The sequence below is a fragment of the Herpetosiphon sp. NSE202 genome (genome assembly GCF_042688385.1).
In the GTDB taxonomy this organism is placed as follows: Bacteria; Chloroflexota; Chloroflexia; order Chloroflexales; family Herpetosiphonaceae; genus Herpetosiphon.
On record NZ_JBHUPY010000021.1, the window covers coordinates 11372 to 33391 of the forward strand.

Sequence of the window (22020 nt, forward strand, 5' to 3'; positions counted from 1 at the left end):
AATTATTTGATTATTCGCAACCAAGAGCATAGAGCAAAAGCTCAATTGTTGTTTGTTCATTCTCAGTTCCTGTAATCGTAACATAGTATCTAGGACATCCTGAAGGATCACTAAATTGTATTTGATTCATATTCATTGGCATTGATGATATTTCCCAGCCTGCTTTGGAAAGATTTTGTTTATACCAATCCAAGATTTTTGCAATCGGATCGGTACTTTTAAACTGAAACGTCTGGCCATCCCCAGTAGGCGTACTAGCTTTGATCACTAAGGTTTGAAGCTGGCTATTAGGATATGCTGGAATAGGCGGTGATTGTGGGTTTGTTTTGGCATGCGATGAACAGCCTGTGAGAAATAATAAAAAAATAAATGCTTTAATTAATTATTTCATACAATTCATCCTCTCAAATGAATATATTATTTGCTATTGATGGTAGTTTTACGCAGGATCTGATGTTTGGTTACGCCGAATCTTCTTCATCATCATGCGCTTCAACGATAAAATGCTCGTCAGTATCATCATCGATCAAGCGCCAATACTCTTTATTGGTTGAATCAATTAACAATTCTAAGCAATAGTCTTTGCTCAAATGCAATTTAACATCACCAATACGATTAATTTGAATGCTGCGGATAAACAACGATTGAGGCCAAAAGCTGGATAAAAAACTGTGCAAGGCTGAACGGTCAACGCCAGCAGGGTCAGGCTGCGCCCAATCACCACTGCCGATAATAATCCGTTGGTTTTGCCACAAGCGCCATGCGCCGCTAATATGCAAGCTATAGTGTCCAATTTCAACTTCTTCGTGCTTGTGGTTGATAGTCATGCGCTTTGCACCAATCCGTAAGCATAAGATGCCACCAAAATCAAAGCCGTCCCACAGCTCTTGGCTAAGCAAAGTTGCCAGTTTTTGTTGAATGAGCGAAATCTCGTGCATAAACCCCTAGCTGCGATAACTACAAATTTTAAGCCCATCGTGGTGTAAAACCCAATGTTCGCCAGCTGCTGCATCAATCAGAATATCGAGTTGATAATTATGATTGATTGAAAAGCAGAGATCGCCACTTTGGGGCTGCACTTCAATCGCCCAAATGATTAAATTGGCGGGATTATGCTTGGCCCAAAATGCCGCGACGCTTGGTTCGAAAGCAATCGTGTTATCGTCATTAAACCAATAATCATCACTGCTGAGCACCACTTGGTGGTGTTGACGCAAACGCCAAGCACAGTTGATCGTCAATTGATAATATTGAATTTCACGAGTGATTGGCTCGATAACGCGAATGACAAAACTTTCGAGGTCGCAGCTTGTGCCGTGATACCACAATGCACCACCGCTGAGCTGACTAAGCGTTGATTTAATGCTACTGAGTTGGCTCAAGAATCGTGCTCCGCATAGAATTTGGGCAACATAGCGTGGAGGAAGTTGCTGCTATTCTACAACGAAGGCCTGAATTAAGCATGGAGCTCAATTGCCCAGTGATATGAGAAAGCCATCCCAGCCGATTTCGCGATTGATGATTGTTCTGGTCAGGCGTACCGCATCGGCGTACGAATCGATTAGTTGATGTTGATTTAGCTCAAGCAAGCTTGGTTCTTGAGTTAATACTTTGTTGTACAGATACGATTCCCACTCAAAAAAACTAAACGAGAGAATATCGAAGCCGAGTGGCTGCATGGCTGGATGCAGCGGTTGTTGGGCTTGAAGCATGGAATACAGTGGAGGCTTCGTGTGAGCATACAATTCTTCAATCGCGGCGAGCGAGGTTGCAGCAAACTGGGTGGGAATGGATGGACTGACAATTTGCCATTGATACTGCTTGCTGCAAAAGCGTTGAACAAACTCCAACCCAACCTCAAACGATGTAAACACATACGGAAATTCAAAGCCTGCATTGAGCTTTTGGCCGAGCCAATCGGTTGCCGCGCCAACATTAGTGATTTTATCCATGCAACTAGGCTCAAGCAGCAATGGATGCGTGGCATCTTCGGTAAAGAAAAACTCAGGGGTTGTGATTCTGTAATGATCGCAAAATGAGCCTGCGTGCGAAAGATAGTAGCCAAGGTTGATGTAGGTTTGCGCGCTAGGCATGGTTTGCCTTTCAACGATAGAGTACGTTAGGTACATCAAGCAATTTTAAGCATCGGATAATGCCCCACCGATTAAATCATGGGGCATTGATTAGCTTGGCTCAAGCATGCGCTAGTTCGCACGACAACGCTAATCTTTGGGCCAAAGCTCTGTTGAAAACGGGCCGGAAAATTCTCGTGTCATCGTTACTATCGAATCAGTAGCATCGCTGGTGACAGTAATAGTTATCTCAAATGCCGGCCCACAGACTCCATTGCCATATTCATACTGACTCATCGTTGCCGTAAATTGCTTTTCCTGCCAGTCGGATGCAAGGGCCTGTTCACGATACCATTCTAAGATTGTGGTTGTAGATGCTGAACTCCTAAATGTCGTGTGCCGAACCTCGATCGGAGGAGTTGGTATATCTGTCTGGAGGAGATTACGATAGTCGGGGTAAAGCAGTCGTTGGGGATACAGCGGGCGCGATAAGTTTTCGCAGCCAGCGTATTCATACCATTCTTCAGTTGGGGTTGGCATCGCCACTGAGGACGGAATTACCGTTACAGAGGGAACAACGTCAGTCTGCATGAGCTGCTCGCTGGCAATGCGAAGATCATCGGTCACAATGGTTGATTGGCTTGCTCCACAGCCCTGAAACAGTAGGCCTAACAATAATATTGCAAACACATATCTCATTGTTATGCTCCTTCATGGGTTGATGTTGTGTATTCGAGATGCTTTTGTGATTATATGTCCGAATCAAGCGCAAAATGACCCTGCATGCGAAAGATAGTAGCCAAGGTTGATGTAGGTTTGCTGGGTTTGCATGGTCTCTCTTTTCGGTATGGTGGATAAAGTTAAGACAATTTCAAAAACCCTTAATCGATGAGGCATTGATTAGATTTGATTTTCTGATAAAATATAAAAATTATCTTCGGAATAGAATAATATCTCTTAAGTTTTTATACTCTTTGAATGAACCAAAGTTTTTATTATTGAATAAATGCATGAAAAATATTATCATAAATATAATTGTAATTGGAATATCATTGGTATCGATATATATTATAATAGATAGCAATAATAAGATTAATAAAGAATAAAAAATATATTTCATGTTTTTATGAATAATATATGCATATAAATATGCTACATAGATCCATAAGCCAATAGCTAGCGATAAGAAATAGAATATATCAGAATATAGCACTTAATTAGACTCCAATAAAAGGATTATTTACCTAGGTAAATAATCCTTTTATTAATAAATTATATTTAATATGTGCCATTATAAGTACGAGATGCACCTATAGCTAAATATGCTCCATAAGATACCTTTGTATCTTGTCCAAAGTAATTATATCCTTGAGCATTCTTCTTATTCGAGACTGCCTCAACGATTAATGTTCCATCTGGATTATATGTAATCTTAATTTTACCACCTCCGTTCATATCCAAGAATGCAATTGCATCTCGAACCATTTTCTTATAGGTATTTAATTGTTTTGCAATAATCCCAGTTGTAAAGGCTGAAACAATACCAGCTATGCAGAAAGTACCTGGGGCTGCACAGAGGATTGCAGATGCAAGCGCAGAATCTGATACAAAATCGGATATAAAAGTATCCAAATCTTCTAGATAACGATCTGCTTGTGTTTTACCCAAAAAATCCTGTTGATTATGATCAATAATAAATGATTCATGACCTGTAGGATCATTATAAATCAATGGGTTGTTGAGAACATAAGCATATCGATTAAGTGCTTGTGGATTACTGCTTCCCCAAGGTTTAATCGCTTCTTTCTGTTCTGATTTTGTTAGTAAAAACCAGAAAGGTTGATTATTTTCATTAGTGACTTTTTTATTAAAGTCCTTTTCATGATAATCTACAGTATATGAACGATGAGAAGTATCAGGCACAATACTATCAGCGCTGGTGAAGCGGGCGATGGCAGCATCGTAGTAACGGGCGTTGTAGAACAACAATCCTGTGCCATCATCTTTGCGTTGGCCAGTGTAGCCAAACTCGGTGCTAGTGAGGTTGCCACTGCGGGTTGCACCCCATGGGTCATAGCGCTCAGCTTCGATCACCGTACCACTAGCATCAGTAATAGCCCCAATTGAACCAAGGTGATCAGCATGGAAGTAGATTACGCTGCCCCGGTTGCTGGTGCTGGGATTACCCGTGGTTGTGCGGGCGGCAATGCCTGCATAGTTGGAAACAACCTTGCCATCGCTCCAATACTCAACAGCTCCAGCATACACGACGCTCTTGACAGTGCTGCCAGTGGTCGTCGTTTTCTTGACGCGGGTATTGTTGCCATCGTATTTGTAGGTTTCGGTGACCGTGCTGGTGCTAATTTGGGTTGGTTGGTTTTCGATGTTCCAACCGTAGTTGCGCCCGCCACCATTGAGCATGTTACCGTTGGTATCGTAGCTATAGCTTTGGCTGCCAACGCTCGAAACCGCGTGGGGCTTGCCATTCGTATAGCTGTAATTGACCCCGGCTTTGCTGGTGATATTCCCAATCACATCGTAGCCATAGCTTTGATTGAAGGTTGCGCCCCCAATACAGACGCTGCTGCTGGCGCTGCTGACAGCACAAGCATTGGTTACCCGATCACGGTGATCATAGCTGTAGCGCATGATTTCATTTGGGTTCAGGCTATCTTGTGATGCGATTGTGCGAACATTGCCTGCAAGATCATAGGTAAATGATCGCTTGAAGCGCTCTTGCATGATGCCGCTATCGTAGGTAGTGATTGAGGTTAAGCGTTGGGAAAGAGCATCATAGCCGTAGTTGGTTTGTTGCCCATTCTGGAACATTTCGTTGGTTTTTTGACCTAAGGCATCATAGGTCACATTGCTTTGGATGTATTCACCGAAGCTTGATACAAGGCTCGTTTGGCGACCAGCAGCATCATAACTATAGGTGATAATTTCGCCAGTTGGATAGATTGATGTCTTGATGTTTCCATCCGCGCGATAGGTGTTCAGGCTGGTATAGGTCGTGTTATCGACTGTTTGTTGGGTTTGCTCAACTTCACCTCGTGAGGTATAGCCATAGGTTGTGCTGCCACTGGCATCGCTCATCGTCGTCAGGTGGCCTTTGCCATACGGATATAGGCTGCCAAATTGGTCATAGGTGTAGCTGGCAATGGTGGTTGGGCCCTGCTTCTTGGCGGTCAAGCGATTAAGCAAGTCGTATTCGAAGCTCAGGGTTTGGTTCTTGGCATCGGTTTGGCTGATCAGGTTGCCATCAACATCGTAGCTATAGCTCCATGCGCCCATGTCGGGGTCATTCATGGTCAGCTTGCGGCCAGCAGAGTCGTAGGTCATGCTGGTGATGTTGGTATTGGCATCGGTGCTGGTGGTCAACAAATCAAGTGGGCTATAAGCATAGGTTGTCATGCCATAGCTGGCCCACGCGGTGGTGTAATTGCCTGCACAGCTGAAGTCGCTGAAGAAGGCCCACGTTGTACAATCACCGCTTAATTCTTGCACTTGGACCAAACGGCCAAATTGGTCGCTACGCTGTTGAGTCCGATGACGATTCGGATCGATCGTATCGACCACATTCATGTTGTTGTATTGCCAGTAGCGATTGGTGGTTTTTGCGCCATCTGGCGTGGTCAGGGTTAACAAGCGGCCAAGGCTATCGTAGGTCTTGGTTGTCCAATTAACGCCGGTGCCTGGAATCGCCGTATATTCCCAGAACGATGTACTGGTTTCAGCAACATAGCGCGGTTGAGCTTCATGGGTAACTTGGCCCACACCATCGTATTTGGTATCAACCACGATATTTTGGCTGCCGTTGATACTTTCTTGCTTGGTTTGAATCTTGCGGCCTATGCCGTCGTAGAATTGGCTATCGATGCGAACTCCACCCAAGCCGCTCTGTTCACGGGTTTCCGTCCAATAGTGGAAGGGGATTTTCGCATCTTCATAATGGGCCTTCATAGTTGGCAACGTGCTGCTATCACCTGGTTTGATTAATGCCACCATGCGGCCAAATGCATCGTATTCGGCGTTTGTTACGTTGCCATTTGTATTAGTAACGCTGGTCAAGGTGCCCATACGGTAGTTATAGCCAGCGCTTTGATTCAGCGTTGGGCTATTGGTGTTACCGGTTGGTTGGCTGAAGCTGATTGAGAAGGCATGGAAGGTTGGATCAAAGGTTGTCGTAACAGTGCTACTGGTTGAACCATTGCCTGGCGCGCTAAATGTGGTTGTTGTACCGTTGAACAAGCGTGTGCCGGGCTGGGCATAGCTGGTTACGGTTGTTTGGTTGCCATAGGCATCATAACCATAGCTGGTATCGCTGCTGGTGAGCGTTACGCCCGTCGTGCTGGCTGCGAGTGGCACATTGGTATATTTGCGCACCAAGGTCAGCAAGCCGCGCGTCCCCATCGCTTGGGTTGTGACCGCATTGTCATAGCGATTTTCGGTCAAGGCCAAGACGCGGTTTTGGCCGTCGCGAATCACTTGGGTGACCAAGCGATCGACAATATAGGCGCTGCTGGTGTTGATGCTGTAGGTATTGGTGGTTGAACGATAGACGGCACCAGTTACATCCAATTCCTCAACTTTGGTGACATTGCCGTATTGCGCGCCACCTTGATTGATTGGCTCGTAGTAATACTTGGTGCGGTTGACGGTTTCGGTTGGCCCACCAGAAGGCGCAGGATCGCGATTGATATTGGCGACTTCGTTGGTGTAGTTGAATGACGACCACAGACCTGAGAGCGGTGTTGCACCATAACTATACATTTCAACAGTATAGGTATTAAGGGCCTCACGGAGCATTGTGCTACTTACGCCTTGGCGTTGGACTGTGCGGTATTCTTTGCCTTTAAGAATTTCACGATCGCGAATTTGTTGGAAACATAGATCGTTGAAAATCTGTGGGCCAGTGCCTGTAGCCGTAGGATTACATCCAGCATCGCCTTGATAGAAATAGTGATCGGTTTCGTTGCCATTTGAGTCGCGTTCAACCACTTTTGAGTGGCCACGAAACTCGGTGTTGGCTTGGCGTTGCAGCCATGCACTATTATCATGCGATTGATCAAATTTGAGATTGTAATACAGTACCGCTGAGTTTGCATACTGCTGGACTGACGATTGGGTTGTGTCGAGCAGCGTCCCAATTGAATTGTAGGCGGCATTGCTATAGCTATAGTTGGTTGTATAGCTATTGCCTCGTCCATCATTGAGGGTTTTGCTGGTAACTCGATGGTTATTGATAAATTTATTGTTACCATTGAGCAAGCCAATGGTTTCATAGGCAAAATTGATCGTTCCACCTTGGCCATTGTTAACTTGGGTCAAACGATTCCAACTAGCATTTGGCGTTGGGGCGTTAACCCGCGCACCATAGGTAAATGTTGTTAATGGCAAACCTGTTGTGCCTGTATTGCCAAGGCGTTGAATACTAGTAAGGGTCAATTTACTCGTCGTTGCGTCGCTGGTATAGTTCGAGCCATTTTGAATTGAAATATTCGCACTCGTACTATAGTCGTAATTTAAATCATAGCCGCGCACAAGCTCCCATGTGGTTGCTTGTTTGCTATAGACTAAAATTTGATCAAGCAACTTGGTTTGACGAACTGCGCCATTCGTGCCTTCATATTGATTTGGCGCATCATCGAAGGTTAAGTCATTGGTTCGAGCTTCGACATCAAAAACAACCCGATAGCGATCAATCGCCCCAGTGTTGATATTGCCGCCCCATGTAATTTCGGTTGGCCAAACTTCTCGATCAACCTTTGCCTGCGCATTGTTATATGGGTCGCACGAGCGCAAAGCGCCAGCAAATGTATCGCGGCCATAGCTGTAATTAATGCTGTTGCCATGGGGATCAACCGTCCGCGTGAGCATCCATTTGTAGGTTTCGAGGCGTAATTTATTCGAAATGCTACAATCATTCCAGCCCCACCAGAGATCATCTTGGAACTCATAGCGCGTGCCATCTTTGCTCCAAATTGTCCAGGTATAACGGGCTTGCGCTTGGCCATTGACAAACCCACCACGGCTGCTGGTTGAAACCCCATTTGCTGCAACCTGAACTTTCGCAAACGACTCATCGGTCATGCGCCATGCCCAATGGGTTGGGTTGCTGAGTTGGGGGTTTGTAACCAGCGCATCACCACGCATGAGATCGGATGCGATGCCATTGACACTTAATGAATAGTAGTTAATGACATTGGCGGTTGCAGGGTTTACGCTAATCACATTGGCACTGATTGAGCCGCTATCTAGGCTCCAATCACGCCCAACCCACCCGGCTTGTTGTTTTTTTCGCATTCCGCTGCGCCCATCGCTGCTGGTGCTATTGTAGGAAAGCGCGATATTTGGCTTGATTCCAGATGGGCCTGCAGGGACATCAATTGGGTAAGAGCTGGTTGCTGCCCCAGTAAAAAGGCTCGTTTGCCAAGCTTGTAAACTTGGCAAAAAGGCTTCCGCAGGGGTTGAACCATCACCAAGCTGATACGGCCCTTGGGCTGCAATTCGGGCTGTTACTTGGCGCTTAACCAAATCTAAATCGCTAGCTACCACTTCCCAGCGATTTTGCTCGGCAACATAATGATAGAGCGTTAAATCGGCTGCATCAATCCCTAAGGCAGTTAATTGAGCATCAGTGTAATTCCAGACCAGTGTTGTTGGGGTTTTAACTGCTCCTCGGCTTTGCAATGAGCTTGAAACAACAACTGGCGCAAGCCCACGTTGGGTTGGATGTACGGTTGATACATCGGTTGTCATCGTCCATGTAGGATTAACTGCTTTGCTTTCAGCGAGTATTACCCGCCCATCAGCAGAGGTTGTTGGGTTGGGATTGCGCTCGGCTGTGTTGGGAATGAGCACAAACCCACTATTGCTAGCGATTGGCTGGGCCATCTGGGGACTGTTGACTGTAGCAGTTGCAATAATTGCGCCTGCGGAAATATTTTTATTAGCTTGAACGCTTACTTCAAAATAATGTGATTTTCCTGGCTCTAACGTACTCAGTTGCCAGACCCATTCACTACCATTAGCGTTAAGTCCATCTTTTGAAATTGGGGTTACGTCTTTAGGAACAGGCAATGAAACAATGATATTTGATGCAGCAAGCGCTCCAACATTACGAATATCTACTTTAAATGTTGTAGTACTACCTACTTTGACGAAAGATTTTTCAGAACGTAGATTAATTGCAACGCTAGCATAGCGCGCAGCTTGATTAACCACAATTGGTTGTTGATTAGGTAATGCTTGATCTGGTGTGCGAACGTTTTCTTGGGCATTGATTGCTTGGCTAGGAAGCAAAGAAGTAGTTAATGCTGTTAATAAGGCAGCAGAAACAGCACGCTTAAGGCGTGAAGAAATTAACATAGAATTCTCTCAAATAAGAAAACATGCCAAGGTCAACAGAATTATGATTAATTGTAATCATAATCGTGTTATGCAAACATCATGGATAGAGTTAGCTACGGATTAACTTTATTTTTTTTGAATGAAGGTAGTTCTGTATTCTCTATCTCATCGTAAAGTCTGATTGTCTCAAAATCAAACCTTAAATAGACCTTCAACAATACTCTCAACTCTTGACTTATACCTCCCTTGCAATCTCTAATTTACTCATCAGTGCGATTATAGCAAAAGATTAACAATATGCAAGTGCGAATTGAGCAACGTTTCACGATCAGCATGTCCCATTTATTAATCAAGGCCATGCTGACCTGTTGCAGCTGGCTACACGTTACTTGAATCTTGAATTGGTATTGCTAAACGAGCAGTCGAATCAAATGCTACTGCAAACCACAGCAACACTAAGCCATATAATTTATACGAAAGCAGCAGTGCCCAAAAAATGCCATGATAACTGCGATCATAGAATGTCCATTGATTGCCAGTGCTCAAGCAAACCCAAGCCAAGCCATAGAAGCCAAAAATTGGCCAAGCTGGTAGTTTTTTGGTTTGTTGTACCCGCACCAAAAGTTGAAATAGCGGTATCAGCAATAGCACATGATAGTGAATCCACGTTGATGGCAAGACCATCAGCATCGTGATAATCCATAAGCCAAAGCCATTGGCCAAGGTCATTTTGCGGCTAAACCACCAAGCCAAGCCGCTAAAGACCGCCGCAATTAGGTAGGTCAGCAGTTTAACCGCTTGCGAGCTATCGGGAGTTAAGCCAATTGTTTGGTTGATGAGCCGATTGAGCCAGCCGTTCCAGGTTTGGTTTTCGACCCAGACCGTGCCGCCGCTGGTGGTTGGCAGCACATGCTGAACAAATTGGGCATGCACATCCCAACCTAAAACAAGCACACTCAGCGTCAGGATGGCGCTGCATGTCAGCCCAAAAGCTATGAGCGCACGCCAACGCTTGGCAATAACTGCTTGGGCTAAGAGAAATGCAGGATACAGTTTCAGCATGGTCGGAATCGCCAGCATTGCCCCAAACCATTGCCAACGCTCCTTGAGCAACGCAACAGTCGCAATCGCCAAGGGCAAAAGCATTAGCATATCAACTTGGCCATAGCGCAAGCTATCGTTGATCGGTTGAAAGACCAAGATCATCAGCCCAAGCCCGATCGCTGCCCACGAACGCCATTGCTGATGATAACCACGTAACAACACGCCGCTCGCAATCAGCATAATTACAAGGTTAAACACGCGCCACGATTGAATTGCAGGCGTAAATTTCAATAAGGTAAACGGAGCCATAAAAAAGACAAAAAATGGTGGATATTTGTAACTATTGCCAAATTGGTTGGCAGCAATTGCTGCAAAATCGTAAAGCCCAGTGCCTTGAAAATAATAGCTTGGGCCACGATATAAGGCTTTAAAATCATCAGCATAATCACGTTCAAAAACATAAATATACTTACGAATGCCATAACCAACAATGCCAACAATCACGAAAAATGCAATAATTTTGCTATAGCGTTGCGGAATAAATGGCATAATTAAGCCAAATAGCGAACCAACAACTGCTAAATTCCACCAATCAAGCCAATTTTCAACTCCATAAAACCACATCGAGTAGCCAGATAGGAGCAATATGCCAGCAATTAATAAAAAGACTATTTTCTTAACTGGTTCCCAATCTGTATCATATAGTTTTTGCATCCATGCAGTAAATACACAAAGAACAAAGCTGCCAATTGCGAGGCTAACTAAATGTGGCTCGATTAATCCTGCTTGCCAAATCCATAGGCTAATAATACTAATAATGCTGATAATACTTAGCCCAAGCATGAGCTGAAATTTGCCTGGAAATAGTTTGGTTAATACATAGAGCCATAATAACGGTAATAGTAAGACAACACCAAGCAAACCCAATGGTGGTAACGACCAAGCACTTTTGTTATTCCTAATCGTTAATTGATCGATCAATAAGCCCAGTTCACGATTATCTGTTCGTTCTTCAGGAATTAAGCTCTTAATTCCGATGATAACGTGGCCCCAAGGATTTGTATGCTGTGGGATGAGGATATGATAATTGCGAATTGCTAATGCTTCACTGCTAGAATTATTGATTTGGAGCTTTTGATTATCGGCAACCAGCAATTCAACTTGTTGCGCTTGCGGATTAACCGTGCCATTAAAGGTTAAAAGCGTTGAGCCATGCTGAAAAGGTATGGCAATTGTTGCATCGCTCTTCGTCCAACGATAATTAAATTGCTCATTCTTTTCAGGATCATTGAAGCCGCTGAAGCCATCTTGCTGCTTGCTCGCTCCAACATCAATTACAACGTGGCTCGCTTGATTCCAGCCAATGATCATTAAGCCAATTAAGCTGCTCCAGATTGCAATTAATAGATAGCGTTGCTGTTTTTTCAGCACTGTACTCAACACGACACCATGCTCCGCTAAATCAATACTATTTGAGCTATGATACCACGTTGAGTAGAATGCTTCGATCAAGCGAGCTATGCTACAATAGCTGCTTAGGACAATCTGCTAGGGCTGATATTATGCGAATCTGGGCTATTGCCGACTTGCACCTTGCTGGCGGGCAAGATAAACCAATGGATGTTTTTGGCGCTCATTGGCGCAATCATGCCGCAACCATTGCCAAGGCTTGGCACGAATGTGTTGCTACCGATGATTTGGTCTTGATCGCTGGCGATATTTCATGGGCGATGCACCTCAACGATGTGCGCGCCGACCTCGCTTGGATCGATTCACTGCCAGGCAAAAAGGTACTCTGCAAGGGCAATCACGATTATTGGTGGAGCAGCAAAAATAAGGTGCGTGCCATCTTGCCAGCCTCGTTGCAGATTGTCGATTGCGATGCGGTGATCGTTGATGAGATTGTGGTTTGTGGCACGCGCGGTTGGGCCGTGCCCGGCGACCGTGATTTTGATAAAACGACCGATCAGCGAATTTATGAGCGTGAGCTTGGCCGTTTAGAACGGGCCTTGGCCGGAGCACAAGTTTTGGCCGAGGATGTGCGCCCGATTTATGTGCTGCTGCATTTTCCCCCTTTCCGCGATGGTCAGCCGACCGAATTTGCCAAACGCATTGCGGCTGCCAACGCTCATGCCTGTGTTTATGGTCACCTCCACCAAGCAGAGCAATGGGCCAACGCCACAACTGGCCACGTCGAGAGCGTGTTTTATCAATTAACTGCCTGTGATGCCCTCGGCTTTACTCCTATCTTGCTTAATCCTAATCCTTAATTTTTCTAAAAATGCCTCTTGACAAGCTGATATTCCTTAACGTATCTTTACTTTGGGAGCGGTCTCAAATGAAGCTTAACCGTGATGCTGCTTAAACATTGTAGCCAAGCACCGAAGCATAAGGCGCATCGCACCTTGATCAAGGAGGATCGATGAACAGCCGACGACGGTACTGGTGGATGGCAGTGATGCTCGGATTGATGCTTGGGCAATTCGCTTGGTCGCGATCAAGCAGCGGTCAAGCAAATGCTCAAACGCTGCGCGCAGCTGCTGGCTCATTCTTAATTGGCAGCGCTGCTGATAGCGATTTTTGGAACTTTAGCGATGCTGCCCAATACGAGGCAATTTTGGGCGGCCAGTTTAATATTTACACCCCCGGTAACCAACTCAAATGGGATGCGGTGCATCCGCAACGCACAAGCTACAATTTTGCGCCTGTTGATCGGCATATTCAAATTGCCAAAAGCTATGGCCAGCAAATCCATGGCCATACCTTGCTTTGGCATCAGCAAAACCCAGGTTGGGTCGCCAACCAAACCTGGACAGCCAGCGAGCTAACCACCATTTTGTATGATCATATCGACACGGTGGTTGGGCGCTACAAAAATGACATTGCAATTTGGGATGTTGCCAACGAGGTTTTTGATGATAGCGGCGTTTATCGGCGCTCATTTTGGTATAACACCATCGGCCAAAGCTATGTAGAGTTGGCTTTCAAACGGGCGCGCCAAGTTGATTCCGATGTGGTGCTGATTTACAACGATTACAACATCGAAGAAATTAACGCCAAATCCAACGCTGTGTATGCCATGGCCAAAGACTTTTTGGCCCGTGGGATTCCAATCGATGGGATTGGTTTTCAGATGCACTTGCTTGGCTCAGGAATTAATTACAACAGCTTTGCCCAAAATATGCAGCGTTTTGCTGATTTGGGCTTGAAAATTTATGTCACTGAGGCCGATGTGCGCTTGCAATTGCCTGCAACCAGCGCCAGTTTGGCTCAACAAGCAACAGTCTATCAAAATGTGCTTGATCGTTGTTTGCGCCAGCCAGCTTGCCAAGCTTTTCAATTTTGGGGCTTTAGCGATAAATATTCATGGGTTCCGAGTACCTTTCCTGGTTATGGCGCTGCCTTGATTTACGACGAACAGTACAATCCTAAGCCAGCCTACACGGCGATTTACAACCGCTTATTGCAAGGGCGCAGCACTACGCCAACCCCAATTGCTACGCAAAATCCAAGTAACACGCCCACGGCTCAGCCAACCAATACGGCTGTGCCAACCAACACCCCAACAGCGAGTGCAACGCCAACTCAAGCCGTGCCGCAACCAAAGTTGATTTTGAGTGCGCCAAGCCAAGTGACGCTTGGGCAAGTGTTTACGCTAACCATTCAGTATGTAAATATTGGCTTGCAATATACGACGGTGACCAGCAGTCCTGCTGGCTTGGTGCAGCTCGATCCACCGTTGAGCATGCCCTGTAAATATAACCAGCACCCAACTCAATGCAAAAATATCACCTTCAAAGCAACTGCCTTGGGTACTGTGCAATTAAATGCGAGCGCAACGGGCGAAGTGCCAATTGCTGGGGGCGGCTGGACGTGGGGCGGGGCGCTGGCTCAAAATCCAGTCAATGTTATGATTGTAAATAGCACGCCAACAAATACTCCAACGCCCAGCCCAACGCCAACGCCCAGCCCAACACCCACTAGCAATGCTTGCAGTGTCAACTACACAATTGCTAGCCAATGGAATACTGGTTTTATCGGCAATGTGATCGTGACGAATGCCAGCAACACGCCAATCAATGGCTGGGCGCTCAATTGGAATTTTGCTGGTAATCAACAAATTATCAACGGCTGGAATAGCAGCTTAACCCAAACTGGTAATGCTGTGGTTGCAGGTAATCTTAGCTGGAATAGTGTGATTGCGCCGCAAGGCTCAACCTCATTTGGTTTCCAAGCCAGCTCTAGTGGCGCAAATGCAGTTCCAGCTAGCTTTATTTTGAATGGAGTTCCATGTAGCATCGTGCCGTAACTAACGCGAGCGCGACTTATTGACCTCGGCATAAAGCTATAATATGGTACCATGGAACGCATGGAAACCAACGACAAACCACGCGACTGGGCAGAAGAGCTGCGGCTGCGGGCGTGGGCCTTGCATCAATAAGGGTGGGTTCAAGCGCGTATTGCGAAGCTTTAGACCGTGAAATAGAGGACACAGATGGAAGCAGACAGCACGCACATGGCGACGTTAATCCCAGAACTTGCCCTCTGGAATGAGGGGCAAGGCATTGATGTAGACCAGTGGATCATCTGCGTCGGAAGTATGGAGCATGCGATTGGGTATACGCGCCTCTTCTGGCCGAGCTTCGTGCTGTTCGATGAGTGTATTTTCTTCGGTATGGTGGACGAACAGGTCTATCACAGCTGGCTTGACGAATGTCATGGCGATAAAACGGCAGTGGAGCGGGTGATGAACCATACGCATATTACAGACCTCTTTGACACTGAATCCGTAGCCCAGATTCGCTATTTGGGGCAACGTTTACAAGAGATGTGGCACGCGAAACTACGCTCTGAGTTTCCTGACCGCCTGATCACCGTCGAGTTTCACGAACCGGAGGACGAGAGCCTCATGGATTATCAAATTACCGTGTTTCAACCGCGGCAGTAGGTCTCTCCGAACTTAAGCACGTTATGCCGAGGTCAATAATGGAGCAAAGCCCCTCAGTTCTGTCGTGGACGAGGGGCTTTGCTTGCTAAGTTTTAAAGCGGAACGCCTTTGAGTTGGCTTGAATTCCATTGCAAAACATCGTGTTGGGCGTTGCATGGGCGCACCACTACCTCGGCCTGAATTTGCGCAACAATCTCATTGGCAGGTAAGTTGCTGCCAAGTTGGGTGATTTTGGCAGCGGCAAAAGCGGTCGCTAAACGTGCACTCGCTGCCAGATCCAGCCCTTGGGTTTGGGCTGCAACAAGGCCTGCAACCATCGCATCGCCTGCGCCGACAGTGCTTTGCACGGCAACGCTTGGCGGAATCGCCACCAAACTTTGTTCAGCATCAATAAATAACGCTCCATGCTCGCCCATCGAAATCACGACTATTTTGATGCCATGATTGAGCAGCTCGCGGCCTGCTTTTTCGGCTGCTTGTTCGCTGGTAAGCGGGTAGCCCACGAATTGCTCAAGCTCTGCAAGGTTGGGTTTGGCGATGGTTGGGGCAGCCGCAAGCCCATAGCGCAAGGCTTCACCACTAGTATCCAACACCACCTGCTTGCCTGCTGCCTGAATGATCTCGATCAATTGGCCGTAAATGGTGCTGGGAATGCCTGGCGGCACGTTGCCAGCCAAAATAAACCATTGATTATTTTCAGCAGCCAAGCGGGTGATCGTCGTGTGGATTGCTGCCAATTGAGCGTTGGTTGGCGTGAGGCCAGGCAAATTGATTTCAGTTGTGCGCTGGGTTTGTTGATCGCTAATTTTGATCCCAACCCGTGGCTGACCTGGAATCCGAATAAATTGATCGTCAATCTGTTTTTCGGCAAACAAGCGATCGAAGATTTCGGCGTTTTGGTCGCCTAGAAAGCCAGTTGCTACAACCTTATGGCCGGTGGCGGCCAAAAGTGAGGCGACGTTTACGCCTTTTCCCCCAGCATGGTTTTTCAGATCATAGGCGCGATTGACGGTTTCAAGCTGAAAATCGTTGATAAAAATCGTTTGGTCGATGGCTGGATTGAGGGTTAATGTCACAATGCTCATTATTGCTGTACCTCAGCAGCACAGCGCCATGCCTCTGCAGCTTGCGCCAGTGCTTATAAATTAGCTATTGTTGATTGTTGGCCTAAAGCCTGCTTTCAGGCTTAAAAATGAATGTAATCGATTACAAAGATTTTGTCAAAACAAATCGAACGTAGCGTATATTTTGAATCAGAGTCTAGATTGCCACCCTCATTATTTATGTAATCGATTACATTATAGCTCGGGAAATGCTGCTGGAATCTGCTATAATGCTGCAAGCGTTTTCAGCCCTGCAATCGACTACTGCCAAGGGGGAGTGAGCCATGTCCAGCATCAAAGATGTTGCCAAAGCAGCGAATGTTTCGACGGCGACAGTTTCGCGGGTGCTTGCCAAGCATCCTCATGTGCGCCCAGCTGTGCGCGAACGCGTGCTGGCGGCAGTGGCCCAGCTGGAATATCGGCCTAATTTGATTGCGCGCAACTTGCGCTCGCAGCAATCGAAAACCTTGGGCTTGATCGTTTCCGATATTCGCAATCCCTTTTTTACGGCGGTTAGTCGGGCGGTTGAAGATACAGCCTATGCCAATGGCTACAATCTGCTGCTCTGCAACACCGATGAGGATCCCGAAAAAGAGCTTCTGTATTTGCAATTGATGGGCGCTGAACAAGTGGCGGGCGTGATTTTCTCGCCCACCTTGCAAACCCTCAAGCGCTGGCATGAATTGCATTTGAACTTTCCAACGGTGTTGATTGATCGTTCGCTGCGCAGCGGCGATGTTGATGCGGTGTTGTTGGATAACGTGAGCGCAGGTGCAATGCTGGCTCAGCATGTGTTGCGCCAAGGTTATCGACGGATTGGGGCAATCTTGGGTGAGGCGAGCACAACTGGACGCGAACGCCAGCGCGGGTTCGAAGCTGCGTTACACGATGCAGGATTAAGTATCCAGCCTGAATATGTGCGTTTTGTGCGCCCACAGAGCGAGGCAGGCTACCACATAACGTTGGAGTTGTTGGCCCTGCCCGAGCCACCACAAGTAATCTTCACCAGTAATAGTTTGCTGACCGCTGGCGCGTTGCAAGCCATCCGCGAACAGGGTTTGCACATTCCAGCCCAAATTGGCTTGGTTGGCTTCGATGATACTGCTTGGGCCAGCTTGGTTCAGCCAGCGATCACCGTTTTAGCGCAACCAACCGATGAAATTGGGCGCTCGGCGACTGAACTGCTGCTGCAACGGGTTGCTGATCCCCAGCGGCCGACACGCAAAATTATTTTGCAAGGCGAGTTGATCGTGCGCGAATCGAGTATTGAACAAAGAGCATAGATGGGTTTTGGTTATTGGGGGCTGCGGATCGGTTCTGATCCACGAAGGACACGAAGGCTTGGAACCGCGAAGAACGCGAAGATGGGCTTTTGGCCACAGATTGGCACAGATTAGCTCAGATTATTAATATCTCAAAGCCAATAGCCATCTCTGATCCCTACTCCTATGCTCTATGTTCTATGCTCTATGTTCTTGATCTTCATCCCTCATAATTCATCCTTCATCCTTTTCGTTAGCCACAGATTGGCTCAGATTATTAATTTCTCATAGCCAAAAGCCCATAGCCCATAGCCATCGCTTCTCTGCGCCGCTGCGTTAAAAGCTGATCCACGAAGAGCACGAAGGTTGCGTTTGCCCTCGTCTAGTCCCCGACCCCCGACCCCTAATCCTATGCTCTCTGTTCTTTTTTGACTTTTGCTTTCTGACTTCTGACTTGCTTTGACTTCTCTTGGTGAGCCTGCTACCATGCCGAGGGGCTAAATAGCTTTGTTTAGCCATCTTGATTAATGCATTTACTCGTGCGGAGGTGCAATGAAGCTCCACGAATATCAAGCCCGTGACATCGTGGCTCGTTATGGCATTCCAGTTACAGGCGGCGGTGTTGCTGCGACGGCGGAAGAAGTTCAAAAAGTTGCCGAGCAAATTGGCGGCCCTGTGGCGGTCAAGGCGCAAGTGCATGTTGGCGGTCGGGGCAAAGCTGGCGGGATCAAGTTGGCCAACACGCCAGCAGAAGCCTTCGACGCTGGCAAAGCAATCTTGGGCATGGACATCAAAGGCCTGACGGTTGAAAAAGTATTGGTTGCCGAAGCAATCACCTTCGAAAAAGAAATTTACCTTGGGGTGATTTTGGATCGGGCGACCAAACGGGTTGTGCTGATTGCCTCATCAGAGGGTGGTGTTGAAATTGAAGAAGTCGCCAAAACCAATCCTGATGCAATTATCAAATTAGCAGCCGACCCATTATTGGGCCTGCAACCCTACCAAGCCCAAGAATTGGCCTATAGCATTGGCTTAACCGATGCTAAGCAAGCACGTCAATTCACCGCGATTGCCACTGGCTTGTATCGCGCATTTGTCGAAAACGATGCTGAATTGGCCGAAATCAACCCCTTGGTGGTGTTGCCAAATGGCCAATTGCAAGCCCTCGACTCGAAGATTGTGCTTGATGACAGCGGTTTGTTCCGCCACACTGAAGTTGCAGGTATGCGCGACATTGCTGGCGAACCAGAATCGGAAATCAAGGCTCGCGAAAATGGCCTGACCTTTATCAAGCTCGACGGCAACATTGGCTGTATGGTCAATGGCGCTGGCTTGGCAATGGCAACCATGGACGTGGTAAACCTCTTCGGTGGCGAACCAGCCAACTTCCTAGACATTGGTGGCGGCGCGAATGCCCAAAAAGTGGCAGCAGCGCTCGATATTATTCTCGACGATCCCAATGTTAAAGTCGTCATGGTCAATATCTTCGGTGGGATTACCCGCTGCGATGAAGTGGCCAAAGGCATCGTCGAAGCCCAAAAAATCATCAAGCGCCAAGTCCCAATGGTCGTGCGTTTGGTTGGCACCAACGAAGAAGAAGGCCAACGGATCTTGGCTGATGCCAGCTTAACGCCTGCTTCAACCTTGGCCGATGCTGCCCAAAAAGCTGTCGATATTGCCAAACAATAAGTTAGCAGAGTTGGGCTAACATCGCCTGAATCAGCTGGCGCTCGTGCAGATCAACACAATTGCGCTGGAGCTGTTCTAAGCTGGTTTGCCAATGCAGCAGGGTTTCGGCTCTGGCGCTTGGCAAGCGTTCGCACCATGCCAAATCACGGGCACACAAAGCGAGCTGGTGCTCAACTTCGCTGTAGCGTGGCGCAACACTCGGCAAGCGTAGGCTTTTGCCCTCAGGATAAAACGTATCGGCAACCAACTCATGCGGTTCGAGCCGAAACAACCCTGCGAGCAAAATAACTGTGCGTTCCGACGGCGTGGCCAAACCCATTTCAAAGTGGGAGATCGCCACCCGCGAAAGCGCCAAGCGATCAGCGAGGGCTTGTTGAGTCCAGCCATGCAACGCCCGTAAACGGCCTAAACGCTGGCCAAAAGATTCTGGCATTGAGCACTACTCCTACGCAGATTGAGCTTGATCATACTGCACATTCGCCATAGTGATTGCTAAGCAACTTAGCAGTCGCCGCAACCATATCGATGTATGCTAGGCCGAGATTAACCTAGCCTAGATCGAATGAGGATAGCATGACCAAGAAAGTCGCATTGGTGACCGGCATTACCGGCCAAGATGGTTCGTATTTAGCTGAACATTTGCTCGCCCAAGGCTATCGTATCGTTGGCATGGTGCGCCGTTCGAGCACAGTTAATTTCGAGCGCATCAAACATATTCAAGATGATATCGAACTGGTCACGGGCGATTTGCTCGATGAAGTTTCGTTAATTAATTTGCTGCAAACCTATCGACCTTCCGAGGTTTATAACTTAGCAGCGCAAAGCTTTGTCCAAACTTCGTGGGCGCAACCAGTCTTTACTGGCGAAGCCACCGCCTTGGGCGTAACCCGCATTCTCGATGCAGTGCGCACGGTCGATCCGTCGATTCGCTTTTATCAAGCTAGTTCGTCGGAGATGTTTGGCAAAGTGGTTGAAGTGCCGCAAACCGAAAACACACCCTTCTACCCACGCTCACCCTATGGCGTGGCCAAGGTTTATGGCCACTGGATCACCGTCAACTATCGTGAAAGCTACAACATGTTTGCTTGCTCAGGCATTTTGTTCAATCACGAAAGCCCACGCCGTGGCCGCGAGTTTGTGACCCGCAAAATTACCGATGCAGTGGCACGGATTAAGCTTGGTTTAGCGACTGAATTACGCTTGGGCAACCTCGAAGCCCAGCGCGATTGGGGCTTTGCTGGCGATTACGTCAAAGCCATGTATCTGATGTTGCAACAAGATCAGCCTGATGATTTTGTAGTTTCAACTGGCGAAACCCACTCGGTGCGCCGCTTCTGCGAAATTGCCTTTGGCCATGTTGGCTTGAATTACGCCGACTATGTGAAATTGGACGAACGCTTTATGCGGCCTGCCGAAGTCGATTTGTTGATTGGCGACCCAGCCAAGGCCAAGCGCGTCTTGGGCTGGCAACCAGAAACTCCCTTCGAGCAACTGGTGACCATGATGGTCGAAGCCGACCTCGAATTATTGAAACATGAATACCGTATTTCATAAGGATGAAGGATGAGGGTTGAAGGATGAAACTGCTTGATTACCAACATTTCATCCTTCATCATTCATGCCTCATCCTTGCATTTGTCAAGGAGGACATTTCCATTGAGTATTTTGGCTGATAAAAATACCCGCCTGATTGTGCAGGGGATTACAGGCCGCGAAGGTGAGTTTCATTCGCGCCAAATGCTGGAATATGGCACAAATTTGGTCGGTGGGGTTACGCCTGGTCGTGGCGGCCAAAAAGCCGTCGATGGCCGCGTGCCTGTGTTCAACACCGTCAAGCAAGCTGTTAAGGAAACTGGCGCAAACGCAACCGTCATTTACGTGCCAGCCGCCTTTGCTCCCGACGCTGTGCGCGAAGCCGCCGATGCTGGCATTCCCTTGATCGTCTGTATTACCGAAGGCGTGCCAGCCCTCGATATGGTGTCAACCTACGAGTTTGTTAAGCTCAAAGGCTCACGTTTGATCGGGCCAAACTGCCCCGGTTTGCTCACTCCTGGCGAAGCCAAATTGGGGATTATCCCCGGCTCAATCGCCAAGCCCGGCCCCGTTGGCGTGGTTTCAAAATCAGGTACCTTGACCTATGAAGCAGTCGATGCTTTGACCCGCATTGGTTTGGGCCAAACCTCAATAGTTGGGATTGGCGGCGACCCCATTATCGGCACCAACTTCATCGATGTTTTGGCGATGTTCCAAGCTGACCCAGCCACCGAAGCCATCGTTTTGATTGGTGAAATTGGTGGGAACGCTGAGCAAGATGCAGCCGCCTTCATCAAGGAAAATGTCACTAAGCCAGTCGTATCATTTATCGCTGGTCAATCGGCCCCTCCAGGCAAACGCATGGGCCACGCTGGCGCAATTATCGGCGCTGGTGGCGAAGGCACGGCTCAAGAAAAAATCGCCGCCTTGGAAGCAGTTGGTGCGAAAGTTGCCAAATTGCCCACCGATATTGCTAAATTGGTCGCCGAAAGCCTCGGCAAATAAGCCAATTTGTT

General features: G+C 47.5%; 15 protein-coding genes. 7 read left to right on the forward strand and 8 right to left on the reverse strand.

The genetic code is table 11. The features are described 5' to 3' along the window. Positions 1-461: 461 nt before the first annotated feature. The 6 genes from ACFMKP_RS21490 to ACFMKP_RS21515 form a co-directional block, all read right to left on the reverse strand. Positions 462-938, reverse strand: a complete 477-nt coding sequence (locus tag ACFMKP_RS21490; protein ID WP_382294947.1) for a hypothetical protein — start codon at positions 936-938, stop codon at positions 462-464. A 6-nt stretch (positions 939-944) separates the two neighbouring features. Then, the gene (locus ACFMKP_RS21495) at positions 945-1382 is read right to left on the reverse strand and encodes a hypothetical protein (protein ID WP_382294948.1); all 438 of its coding nucleotides are present in this window, start codon (positions 1380-1382) and stop codon (positions 945-947) included. Between the two features lie 87 nt (positions 1383-1469). Then, positions 1470-2093: a hypothetical protein gene (locus ACFMKP_RS21500; protein ID WP_382294949.1), complete on the reverse strand. Its 624-nt coding sequence runs from the start codon at positions 2091-2093 to the stop codon at positions 1470-1472. Positions 2094-2222: 129 nt separating this feature from the next. Further along, positions 2223-2771: a hypothetical protein gene (locus ACFMKP_RS21505; protein ID WP_382294951.1), complete on the reverse strand. Its 549-nt coding sequence runs from the start codon at positions 2769-2771 to the stop codon at positions 2223-2225. Positions 2772-3350: 579 nt separating this feature from the next. Further along, a complete protein-coding gene (locus ACFMKP_RS21510) occupies positions 3351-9443 on the reverse strand; it encodes an RHS repeat-associated core domain-containing protein (RefSeq protein ID WP_382294952.1) in 6093 nt (2030 codons plus the stop codon). Between the two features lie 360 nt (positions 9444-9803). Further along, the gene (locus ACFMKP_RS21515; RefSeq protein WP_382295109.1) at positions 9804-11900 is read right to left on the reverse strand and encodes a glycosyltransferase family 87 protein; all 2097 of its coding nucleotides are present in this window, start codon (positions 11898-11900) and stop codon (positions 9804-9806) included. A 131-nt stretch (positions 11901-12031) separates the two neighbouring features. On the opposite strand from ACFMKP_RS21515, the gene ACFMKP_RS21520 reads away from it, so the two are divergent. The 3 genes from ACFMKP_RS21520 to ACFMKP_RS21530 all read left to right on the forward strand — a co-directional run bounded on the left by ACFMKP_RS21520 (position 12032) and on the right by ACFMKP_RS21530 (position 15417). Continuing rightward, positions 12032-12739, forward strand: a complete 708-nt coding sequence (locus ACFMKP_RS21520; RefSeq protein WP_382294954.1) for a metallophosphoesterase — start codon at positions 12032-12034, stop codon at positions 12737-12739. A gap of 152 nt (positions 12740-12891) precedes the next feature. Next, positions 12892-14778: an endo-1,4-beta-xylanase gene (locus ACFMKP_RS21525; protein ID WP_382294956.1), complete on the forward strand. Its 1887-nt coding sequence runs from the start codon at positions 12892-12894 to the stop codon at positions 14776-14778. A 186-nt stretch (positions 14779-14964) separates the two neighbouring features. After that, positions 14965-15417 carry a hypothetical protein gene (locus ACFMKP_RS21530; protein WP_382294958.1) on the forward strand — a complete coding sequence of 151 codons (453 nt, stop codon included), beginning with the start codon at positions 14965-14967 and terminating at the stop codon, positions 15415-15417. 92 nt (positions 15418-15509) lie between these two features. Here ACFMKP_RS21530 and pfkB read toward each other — a convergent pair whose 3' ends face one another. After that, positions 15510-16502 carry a 1-phosphofructokinase gene (gene pfkB, locus ACFMKP_RS21535; protein ID WP_382294960.1) on the reverse strand — a complete coding sequence of 331 codons (993 nt, stop codon included), beginning with the start codon at positions 16500-16502 and terminating at the stop codon, positions 15510-15512. Between the two features lie 302 nt (positions 16503-16804). Between pfkB and ACFMKP_RS21540 the strand changes: the two genes are divergently transcribed. Both ACFMKP_RS21540 and sucC read left to right on the forward strand, forming a co-directional pair. Further along, positions 16805-17803, forward strand: a complete 999-nt coding sequence (locus ACFMKP_RS21540; RefSeq protein ID WP_382294962.1) for a LacI family DNA-binding transcriptional regulator — start codon at positions 16805-16807, stop codon at positions 17801-17803. Positions 17804-18334: 531 nt separating this feature from the next. After that, positions 18335-19471 carry an ADP-forming succinate--CoA ligase subunit beta gene (gene sucC, locus ACFMKP_RS21545; RefSeq protein ID WP_382294963.1) on the forward strand — a complete coding sequence of 379 codons (1137 nt, stop codon included), beginning with the start codon at positions 18335-18337 and terminating at the stop codon, positions 19469-19471. Position 19472: 1 nt separating this feature from the next. On the opposite strand, the gene ACFMKP_RS21550 is transcribed toward sucC, so the two are convergent. Beyond that, positions 19473-19904 (reverse strand): helix-turn-helix transcriptional regulator, encoded by a 432-nt coding sequence (locus tag ACFMKP_RS21550; RefSeq protein ID WP_204753885.1) that lies wholly within the window; start codon positions 19902-19904, stop codon positions 19473-19475. A 140-nt stretch (positions 19905-20044) separates the two neighbouring features. Between ACFMKP_RS21550 and gmd the strand changes: the two genes are divergently transcribed. Both gmd and sucD read left to right on the forward strand, forming a co-directional pair. Then, positions 20045-21025, forward strand: coding sequence for a GDP-mannose 4,6-dehydratase (gene gmd / locus ACFMKP_RS21555; protein WP_382294966.1), 981 nt, complete (start codon positions 20045-20047; stop codon positions 21023-21025). A 102-nt stretch (positions 21026-21127) separates the two neighbouring features. Next, positions 21128-22009 carry a succinate--CoA ligase subunit alpha gene (gene sucD / locus ACFMKP_RS21560; RefSeq protein WP_382294968.1) on the forward strand — a complete coding sequence of 294 codons (882 nt, stop codon included), beginning with the start codon at positions 21128-21130 and terminating at the stop codon, positions 22007-22009. The last annotated feature ends 11 nt before the right edge of the window (positions 22010-22020 follow it).

Excerpts from the sequence above, each read along its gene's own strand:
- ACFMKP_RS21505 (WP_382294951.1), bottom strand. The coding sequence starts at position 2,771 with ATGAGATATGTGTTTGCAATATTATTGTTAGGCCTACTGTTTCAGGGC.
- ACFMKP_RS21500 (WP_382294949.1), bottom strand. The coding sequence starts at position 2,093 with ATGCCTAGCGCGCAAACCTACATCAACCTTGGCTACTATCTTTCGCAC.
- sucC (WP_382294963.1), top strand. The coding sequence starts at position 18,335 with ATGAAGCTCCACGAATATCAAGCCCGTGACATCGTGGCTCGTTATGGC.
- ACFMKP_RS21510 (WP_382294952.1), bottom strand. The coding sequence starts at position 9,443 with ATGTTAATTTCTTCACGCCTTAAGCGTGCTGTTTCTGCTGCCTTATTA.
- ACFMKP_RS21540 (WP_382294962.1), top strand. The coding sequence starts at position 16,805 with ATGTCCAGCATCAAAGATGTTGCCAAAGCAGCGAATGTTTCGACGGCG.
- ACFMKP_RS21550 (WP_204753885.1), bottom strand. The coding sequence starts at position 19,904 with ATGCCAGAATCTTTTGGCCAGCGTTTAGGCCGTTTACGGGCGTTGCAT.
- ACFMKP_RS21490 (WP_382294947.1), bottom strand. The coding sequence starts at position 938 with ATGCACGAGATTTCGCTCATTCAACAAAAACTGGCAACTTTGCTTAGC.
- ACFMKP_RS21525 (WP_382294956.1), top strand. The coding sequence starts at position 12,892 with ATGAACAGCCGACGACGGTACTGGTGGATGGCAGTGATGCTCGGATTG.
- ACFMKP_RS21520 (WP_382294954.1), top strand. The coding sequence starts at position 12,032 with ATGCGAATCTGGGCTATTGCCGACTTGCACCTTGCTGGCGGGCAAGAT.
- ACFMKP_RS21530 (WP_382294958.1), top strand. The coding sequence starts at position 14,965 with ATGGAAGCAGACAGCACGCACATGGCGACGTTAATCCCAGAACTTGCC.
- pfkB (WP_382294960.1), bottom strand. The coding sequence starts at position 16,502 with ATGAGCATTGTGACATTAACCCTCAATCCAGCCATCGACCAAACGATT.
- gmd (WP_382294966.1), top strand. The coding sequence starts at position 20,045 with ATGACCAAGAAAGTCGCATTGGTGACCGGCATTACCGGCCAAGATGGT.